At 42.2% G+C, this 398-nt stretch carries 1 pseudogene; it reads right to left on the bottom strand.

Annotation, left to right across the window (positions count from 1 at the left end):
- Positions 1-398, bottom strand: a pseudogene (locus E0L35_RS25925) (carbamoyl phosphate synthase small subunit); the annotation flags it as partial.

Genomic DNA, 398 nt, shown 5'->3' with positions numbered 1-398 from the left:
CCTTCAGAAGGTCCTGGATTCGCCTCTGGATGAAACTGAACAGTTTGCAATGGATACATGCTATGAGACAGTCCCTCTACCGATCCATCGTGAAGATTATAAAATCTTGCTTCACAGCCAGTAGCAGTTAAACTTTCTTCTTTCACTACATAGCTATGATTTTGTGAGGACATAATCACCCTCTTTTTCTTTCGATCCATTACAGGATGATTGGCTCCTCTATGTCCAAATGATAGTTTAGTTGTTTCTGCCCCAAGTGCTAATGCTGCAAGCTGATGCCCTAAGCATATACCAAGTGTTGGATAATGCGTAATCAACGCTTTAATGGTTGGCAAAATCCCCTCTAATTCCTTCGGGTCCCCTGGTCCATTGGAAAGAAGAATTCCATCAGGTTGTAA

The sequence above is a fragment of the Halomonas sp. ATBC28 genome (assembly GCF_005937175.1).
Classification (GTDB): domain Bacteria; phylum Pseudomonadota; class Gammaproteobacteria; order Pseudomonadales; family Halomonadaceae; genus Vreelandella; species Vreelandella titanicae.
This window is presented reverse-complemented; position numbering and strand designations above follow the sequence as displayed.